Raw genomic sequence first — 7,640 nt, forward strand, 5'->3', positions numbered from 1 at the left:
ATGACAGAAGAGTGGGGATTCCTCGCTCGCTCGGAATTGTTGTTCGAGGTGACACACGCGTAGTGTGTTTCCCGGCGTAGCAGTGTGGCGGGCGGTAATGGCGAGCCGTCGCTACTTCGATTGCCTGCGGGCGCTGTCCGCGTCGATGAATTTGCGGCAGTTGGGGACTGCGAAGGTTTTGCCTATGACGTCGCTTTCGGACCGGAGGAGGCTCGTGAAGATGCCGTTGTAGTCGTTGTCTACCCTGGCGTCCTGGACCTTGACCTTGCAGGTGCGCGAATCGAGCGTGCCGTGCGAGCTTACGTAGACGGTGTGGTCGTAGACGGTGTACTCGCTGAGGACGTGGCGGTTACGGAGGGCGGCGATGCCGAAGACGGCGTAGTTGTCTTTGTCGATAGGCTCGAGCGTCAGGGTTTTAAGAGTGCCTTCGCTCTGGTTGCCGACGCATTTCATCTTGCAGAAGAGGGCGATCTGCTCGTCGAGGATCGTTTCCTTTATGACCTTGTCGCGTATGTCGGCGGCGCGGGAAGGGGCGGACGATGCTGTCAGCAGGGCGGCCGCCGCGAGGATTAATGTCAGTGAAAATCGCGTCAGGAGCATTGGCTTGGTAAAAGTGTAGCTTATAGTTCGGGGAGTGCTATAGGCGATTTTTTGGGGGCGGTGTAGCGTCCGATTCATAGCACATATGTTAATCCGGGACTGCTCGAATCCTGCTTGTACATCGGGAATCCAGTTTTAAAAATAAGAAAGGCAAAGGATTAACTGAATGGGTTCCTGCCTCCGCAGGAATGACAACAATAAGGTAGATTCCTCGCTCGCTCGGAATCGTTGCAGGAATGACACACACGTAAGTGTGTTACTCGACGCAGCAAATTGGATGCTCAAGCCACCGTAAGCGCGGCTGGCGGCAATGGCAATACGCCGCTGCTTTGACTACAACACGCCACGAGTGCTGTAGTCGAACGTATGACGCCGGGTTTGAGAAACATACTATATGTTTATGGCGAGATTATGAGTTATAGTTTCAATAGTGGTCACGAAACCGGGAGGGATATGAGATGAATAGACTGATTCTAGCTTCATTGCCGCTGCTCATGCTGGCGCTGGCGGCGGGGGCCGAGGCGTCGATCCGGACGGACGGGTTCACGCGGGCGGCGCCGGAAATCTCGAAGGCCGACGCGGGCGGGGCTGTCGAGCTTTGCCAGCAAGAGGAGACGTACGGCGACGATAACTATTACAACGATCAGGGTTACGAGGACGAATATTCGGACGAGTATACGGACGAGTACGGCAATGCGGTCCCCGGGGACCAGCCGGTCGAAGATGGATACGCCGAAGACGAATATGCCGACGACGAGGGTTACGAGGACGAGTATACGGACGAGCAGGGGTACCAGGAAGAAGAGGAATACGACGTCACACAAGACGATAATTATTACGATAAGGACCCGAGATCCCTTGTTCAGCCGGGGGATACGTTCGACCCGTTCTTGCCGCCGCCTAATCAGTAGCGGAACATCCGGCTGTCAAATTGCAAGCAGGGAGATTGTGAATGAAGAACGCGATGTTTTTGTTGTTGATGGGGATCGCGCCGGCAGCGTTTTCGCCGGCGGCGGGGGCCGTGCCGGACGGCGCGGCGTATGAAGGGTTTCGAGGAAAGCCGGTCGTGATAGAGAGCGCCCAGATTCCACAAACGGGGCCGAACGATTTCGGACCGTTCCCGATGGACGGCGGAGAGAAGAAGGGATGCATGGAGACGTGCAGCGTGAAGGACGGCGGATATTACGGCGGGCAGGGGAAGGACGCTTCCACGCACGGCGGGGCGGAGAGCACGGACAGCGGCGGCGCGGGCGCGGGGGGCACGGAAGATTGAGGTAAGTGTCCCAGGATTGAAATCCAGGATATCGAAGGCAGCGGGCGCGGAGGTTATCCGTTCCCGCTGTTTCTTTTTAATGTATTGCTGCGCCGCGTCCGGCTTCGGCCAAGGCCTTCGCCGCGATAAGCGGGCGGCTTGATAGTCTGGGATTCATAGGGTGGGGCGTGAATCTATAGTGGATAAGGAGCGGTGAGTGGTAATAGCAAGGCTGCTGCTACTTTGAATGTCAGCGGACACGGTCCGCCAGTGGCTGAAGGGGAAGTTCTATACTTAACTGGTAAGGGTGGTGCAGGGGTTTTCTACTTTTCCTTGATGAAAAGTAGCACACACGAAGTGTGTTTTCCGACGAAGTACCTTCATGGATTTTTGCAACTGAAGTGCGAAAGGTGGTAATAGAAATGCGCTGCTACTTCGATTGCCAGCGGCAGCGAGCCGCCGGGCCGGACACGTAGTGTCGTTTTCGACATAGCATAGAAGGTGCTAAAGTCACTTGAAGCGCGTCAGGTGGTAATAGCAAGACTGCTGCTACTTCGGAATCCTGCACGCGTGGCGTGCAAAATCATCGTTCCTTCGCTAAATGCTCTAAATATTATACCCCCACCCTGACCCTCCCCCTGGGAGGGGGAGGGAAGAGTAAGGTAGGTCGGATTTTTAACGTTCATAAGCTCGATGTCTTTTGCGTGGCAAGTCTGGTGATTAAATAGAACGGACGACCGGGCGTTGCTATGAATTTCCAAAGCTGCTACGTCGGATTCCGGCACGCGAGCACACGTATGTGTGTTTCTCGGCATAGCAACGAAGTTGCTAAAGTCACTTAAAGCGCGTCCGAAGAAAATGACAATGAGCCTGCTACTTCGAATTCCTGCGCACGTGGCCCGCCGGCCCGGAGGGGTATTGCTGCGCCGTTTACACAGCTTGCAATATTATAGTCAAAGAATTCTTGATGGATTGCTGGCGGTAGTGGGTTCCCGATTAAAACGCTCGGGAATGACAGAAATGTGGTGATTCCTCGCTCGCTTGGAATCGGACAAAATAGGGACAAAGACGGGCTCTCGCATACGTTCGAGTCGTCGCGAATTTTGCCGAAATTATGTACTTACATGATAGATTTTGGAAATACTGCCGAGAGCGTGAAAATTATCCCGGCGGCGGCAGACGAAGGCGGCGCGTAAAAATTGCATAATTACAGCGCCTTAGGCTTCCGTAGGGATGTAGTCATAAATACTACAGCGATGTCACTATAAAAAATTACACGCATGGTTGGTAATTTGGACATAAAATATGTTATATATAGTACGTCTTGCCGCGTTTACTAATAAGGGAATGGGCAACCCGTATGGCGGCAGATTCGTGCCGCCCGGGCAGAAATGCCCGGGCGGCACTTTTTTTATCCCGTCCCGCCCGGCTCCGGATTCCAGTTTAGAGGCTCGATCTTCCCGTGTTCGTATCCGGAAATGATACAGAGACGCACCGGCTGTAAAATGCCGGTCCCCGCGCGCCGCTTCGCCCGGGTGCAATATCACAAACTGGACAGGGCCCGGATCGCCCATATAATGTACGGTGAGAAAACATTCTGACTTGTCAGGAGGGGATATATGAAATACCTGGTAATCGGGTCTGAAGGGCCCGGTTTCTGTTCGGAGGAGGAGGCCGCGGACGTGCTGGAAAGCGTTATCATTCCGGCGTTCGACGAGCTTCTCGATCTCGAACACGAGGGGACGATTGTCGGCGGGCTGCCTGTGGGCGACCGCGGATTCGTCTTCATCGCGGATGCCGAATCGCACGACGATCTCGATCGTATACTGCGGTCGCTTCCGATATGGGGCGTGCTCGAATGGGAGGTTACCCCGCTTCAGGATTTTGACGCGAGGGCCCGGCAGGAGCGCACAATCCTTAAGAACCTGAAAGCGGGAGGATAGTGTTCCCGCCGCTTGCATACGAACCAGCTCATCTGTAATTTCCTCATACACTCTACGGCCCGTTTCTCACATTCGCATTCACGGACGACTGATTCCAAACCCCGGGGGGGGGGGGAGCCCCTCCGGGGATATATCGACTCGCCGGAACTTCGCCTGATTCCGGGGCGCCCGGGCGGAGCCGCGCGCCGGCCGCCTCGCCGCCCTGCACACCCGGCTCTCAAATCTGCTGTTGAAATTAATCAGTTATCCTATAACATTTCTTGAGTCGGGGGGGGACTTGTCCCTCCGAGGGAGAACATTCATGCGAAATTACGTCACAATTTTGCTCCTTGTAATTGCGGTGGCCGTGCTGCCGCTTGCGCTTTCGTGCAGGAGGCCGACCGAGGAGGAGGCCGGAAACGCCGATTCGAAGTCGGAGACTGTAACCGGCGAAACCACCCCTGCGCACGAGCCTGCGCCTGAAGAGACCATGGAACCCGAGGAGACCGCCGAACCCGAAGAGACGGCCGGGCCGGAGGCTACCTCCGCTCCCGAGGCAGACGGCGGCGAATCCGCCGGCGCGGGAGAAGAGGCCGGGAAGGACGAAGACAAGGCCGAGATTCCGCCCTCGGACAAGGACCCGGACCTGAAGACGATACTCTCGCGCTACTACGACGCGATCGGCGGCCCGGCGAAGTGGGAGAAGGTCGAGACGATGAAGTACACGGGCAAGATGAATTCCATGGGCAAGGTTTTCACGACCGCCATAGTCTACAAGCGCCCCGACAAATGCCGCATAGATTTCAGCCTCGGACACATTTACTTTATACAGTCCTTCGACGGCAAGGAGGCATGGAAGTTTAACCCGACGGACGGCAGCAAGCCCGCGGTCCTGGAAGGGGACGACGCGAAGGACCTCATCGAGACGTGCGACTTCGACGGCCCGCTTATCGACCACGTGGCCAAGGGGCACAAGATCGAATACCTCGGCCGTGAGAGCGTGGACGGGCGCGAAGGGTTTAAGCTGAAAGTGACGAACAAGACCGGCAGCGTTGATTATTACTACCTCGATACGGAGACCTACTTGCCGTATTTCGTCAAGGGCAAGGCTGTGCTGAAGGAGAAGGAAGTCGATTCGACCACGAAGGTCGACGATTACATCGACACGGGCGGCATAATCATTCCCTATTACTTCGAGTTCGACCTCGACGGGGTGGACGACAACGAGACGTTCAGGGTTTCGACAGTGGAGCTGAACCCGGAGCTCGACGATACGATATTCACTTTTCCGCGGAAGATAGAGGATTCGTATTGAGGGAGGGGGATGATTTCCTGCTCGTCCACGAGGATATAATCCGTCGTCCTGCCTGACAGGTGTCTTGTCCGGCGCAGCTTTGACGGAGACAGAGTGAAGTCAGAGATTGATTTAAGATCTTGCGAAATTCTGTCATTCCCGAGTGCCTTTATCGGGAATCCGGCTTTTCAAAATAAGAAAGGGCAAAAGCAAAGGATGAGATCCTGAATCGAGTTCAGGATGACTACGACTGCAAATATAAATCCCCCCTATGTTCCCCCCTTTTCCTAGGGGGGGATTTAAAGGTAAAAGTGAGATACTGAATCGTAGTTTCCGTCTTCGCTGAAAGCTTCGCCGGACAGGCAGGATGACGGATTAAAAGAAGACTGCCGCGGTCGCGGAAGGCGCTTCCTCGCAATGACGGGTTAGCGGATAAGTGGCCTGGGGTGGTTATTTGCCGGGGCTCGATCCGCCGCCGTATTTGAACGTGACTATGTTGCAATCGGGGCAGCGGTAGGCGTGGAGGCGCGGGCGTTTGAGGATCGATTTCGTGCCGGGGAGTCCGCTCGCGATAGTGGGCATGCCGACGGGGTCGTTCCTGTCGCGCCACGGGATGCCCGCCGAAGAGGGTATGTAGCCTTCGGTCATTTCGCCGCCGCAGCGCGGGCAACGCGGCTCGCCCGGCGGAAGGTCGAACCCGGTGGTGAGCTTGACCGGGTTCCCGGGATCGGGATCTCGGAACGACCTGTAGACGTGGACCGTGAATCCCGCCGCGAGCAGGAGAAGAGCGCCCGCGACGGCCATCATCGACATGAGGACCGTGCGGCTGGCGGATAGGCTGTCGGGGAGCGTGCAGACGGACGGGTCGGACGGGAGGTACGATACGACGAGCTTGTCGCGGCGGACGAGGACGTCGTACGTGAGCTTAGAGACCGTGAAGGAGCAGTAGGGCGGCTTTTCGCCGACGGGCCTGGGGGCGTCCACCGCGACGATGACGCGGTGGATGTCGGACGGATCGGTGACGCTGGTCCGGGATAGCCGGCCGTCGTCGCGCTCGACGCCTTTCGTCACGACGACCGCGACGGCCTCGCGGCCTTCGTCGTAGAGGCGCTCGTAGTCGAGGTAGTCGCCGGCGTAGGAGTAGACCGCCCAGAGGGCGACCCCGGCGAGGAGGAGGATGACGAGTGCCGGGACTATGAGCTCGGATTTATTTTTCATATGGCGGCGGGCTATTTCGCGGGCATCGAGAATATTTTTTCGGCGACGCCGGAGTTGACGACGACGGAGTCCACGCGGAGCTCTTCCGTAGGCGCGCCGTCTTGCTTCGAGAAGAGGAGGCGAAAGGGGACGTAGAGGCCCGAGACGCTCCGGTAGTCGTCGAAGCGGGTTTTGACGGCGGAGCTTTTGCCGCCGACGTTGAAGACGCCGATTGCCTGGACGGGGCGGAAGGTTTCAGGGTCGAGGAAGTAGTACTGGACGCTGCCCGAGGGATAATCGACCTTGATTCTGTACGTGTTCAGCTTGCCGACCTCCTCGCGGCCGTCGAGCGACACCTTTAGATTCTTGTTTTTATAGCCGACGAGTGGGCCTTCGATGTCGCATTTGTCGGCGAGGTAGTCCGTGCGGCCCTTGTCGAGCTGTACAGGGCCAGGAGTTCCGGAATGCGGGTTCTTTTCCCACGCCGCCCGGCCGTCGTAGGCCTGGACGACGACTTCGCCCCGGATGGTGTATTCGACGCGGCATTTATCGGGGCGCATGTATTCGGCCGCCGTCGGGATTTTGAGGTCCTGCGTGTGGATGCTGCCTTCCATGACCATCGTGTCGACCTTTTCCCAGTTTTCGAGTCCGCCTATGGCGTCGTAGTATTTCGCGAGGACTTCGTCGAGCGAGAGGGCCCCGGCTTCGGGCCCGGCGTTTTGCGATATGGCCCCGGGAGGCGCAATCAGCAGGAATAGCAATGCTGTAATTATAAGGCGTTTCATGTGCGGCCGTGTGCTCCTTTTTGTCTTTTTCGTGATTGGGAAAAGGATAAAGTATGTGGAGGGAAAGGCAAAGGACACACGTATGTGTGTTTCTCGACGTAGCGCGTTCGGAGGCTATAGTGCATGAAGTGCGTCAGGCGATAGTAGGAAGGCTACTGAGCTTCGAGCTGGTAGAAGCTGCAGGGCCGGTGATAGTGGGAAATTCTGTAGTAGCTGGCAAGTGGTGTGCAGGTGTTTTCTACTTTTCCTTGATGAAAAGTAGCACACACGAAGTGTGTTTTACGACGTAGGATGTTCCGAGACTATAACCACGTGAAGCGCGTCTGATGATAATGGCAACGACGCTGCTACTTCGAATGTCAGCGGACACAGTCCGCCGGGCCGGGGACACGTAGTGTCATTTTCGGCATAGTGCAGGAGATGCCGAGGCCACCTGAAGCGCGGCAGGTGGCAGTGGCAAACCGCTGCCACTTCGATTGTTTACTGCTATGGGTCTCCAGTGGCTGAAGGGGAAGTTCTGAGCTAACAGGTAAGGATGGTGCAAGTGTTTTCTACTTTTGCCTGACCACACACGCATGTGTGATTTACGG

At 56.6% G+C, this 7,640-nt stretch carries 7 protein-coding genes; 4 read left to right on the plus strand and 3 right to left on the minus strand.

All coding sequences use genetic code 11. The annotated features are described in order from the left end of the window. Positions 1-111 precede the first annotated feature (111 nt). Positions 112-600, minus strand: coding sequence for a hypothetical protein (locus tag PKC29_15300; protein HML96785.1), 489 nt, complete (start codon positions 598-600; stop codon positions 112-114). A 458-nt stretch (positions 601-1,058) separates the two neighbouring features. On the opposite strand from PKC29_15300, the gene PKC29_15305 reads away from it, so the two are divergent. The 4 genes from PKC29_15305 to PKC29_15320 all read left to right on the plus strand — a co-directional run bounded on the left by PKC29_15305 (position 1,059) and on the right by PKC29_15320 (position 5,089). After that, on the plus strand, positions 1,059-1,511 hold the full coding sequence (locus PKC29_15305; GenBank protein HML96786.1) for a hypothetical protein: 453 nt from the start codon (positions 1,059-1,061) through the stop codon (positions 1,509-1,511). Positions 1,512-1,552: 41 nt separating this feature from the next. Next, on the plus strand, positions 1,553-1,873 hold the full coding sequence (locus tag PKC29_15310; GenBank protein HML96787.1) for a hypothetical protein: 321 nt from the start codon (positions 1,553-1,555) through the stop codon (positions 1,871-1,873). Between the two features lie 1,598 nt (positions 1,874-3,471). Continuing rightward, complete coding sequence (locus tag PKC29_15315; protein HML96788.1) at positions 3,472-3,795, plus strand: muconolactone Delta-isomerase family protein; 324 nt, start codon at positions 3,472-3,474, stop codon at positions 3,793-3,795. Between the two features lie 301 nt (positions 3,796-4,096). Then, the gene (locus tag PKC29_15320) at positions 4,097-5,089 is read left to right on the plus strand and encodes a hypothetical protein (protein HML96789.1); all 993 of its coding nucleotides are present in this window, start codon (positions 4,097-4,099) and stop codon (positions 5,087-5,089) included. Between the two features lie 429 nt (positions 5,090-5,518). On the opposite strand, the gene PKC29_15325 is transcribed toward PKC29_15320, so the two are convergent. Next, positions 5,519-6,286: a PF20097 family protein gene (locus PKC29_15325; GenBank protein HML96790.1), complete on the minus strand. Its 768-nt coding sequence runs from the start codon at positions 6,284-6,286 to the stop codon at positions 5,519-5,521. Between the two features lie 11 nt (positions 6,287-6,297). Further along, positions 6,298-7,050: a hypothetical protein gene (locus PKC29_15330; GenBank protein HML96791.1), complete on the minus strand. Its 753-nt coding sequence runs from the start codon at positions 7,048-7,050 to the stop codon at positions 6,298-6,300. Positions 7,051-7,640 lie beyond the last annotated feature (590 nt).

The organism is Thermodesulfobacteriota bacterium, from assembly GCA_035325995.1.
Taxonomy (GTDB): domain Bacteria; phylum Desulfobacterota_D; class UBA1144; order Nemesobacterales; family UBA2774; genus JADLGH01.

Excerpts from the sequence above, each read along its gene's own strand:
- PKC29_15300 (HML96785.1), bottom strand. The coding sequence starts at position 600 with ATGCTCCTGACGCGATTTTCACTGACATTAATCCTCGCGGCGGCCGCC.
- PKC29_15305 (HML96786.1), top strand. The coding sequence starts at position 1,059 with ATGAATAGACTGATTCTAGCTTCATTGCCGCTGCTCATGCTGGCGCTG.
- PKC29_15310 (HML96787.1), top strand. The coding sequence starts at position 1,553 with ATGAAGAACGCGATGTTTTTGTTGTTGATGGGGATCGCGCCGGCAGCG.
- PKC29_15315 (HML96788.1), top strand. The coding sequence starts at position 3,472 with ATGAAATACCTGGTAATCGGGTCTGAAGGGCCCGGTTTCTGTTCGGAG.
- PKC29_15320 (HML96789.1), top strand. The coding sequence starts at position 4,097 with ATGCGAAATTACGTCACAATTTTGCTCCTTGTAATTGCGGTGGCCGTG.
- PKC29_15325 (HML96790.1), bottom strand. The coding sequence starts at position 6,286 with ATGAAAAATAAATCCGAGCTCATAGTCCCGGCACTCGTCATCCTCCTC.
- PKC29_15330 (HML96791.1), bottom strand. The coding sequence starts at position 7,050 with ATGAAACGCCTTATAATTACAGCATTGCTATTCCTGCTGATTGCGCCT.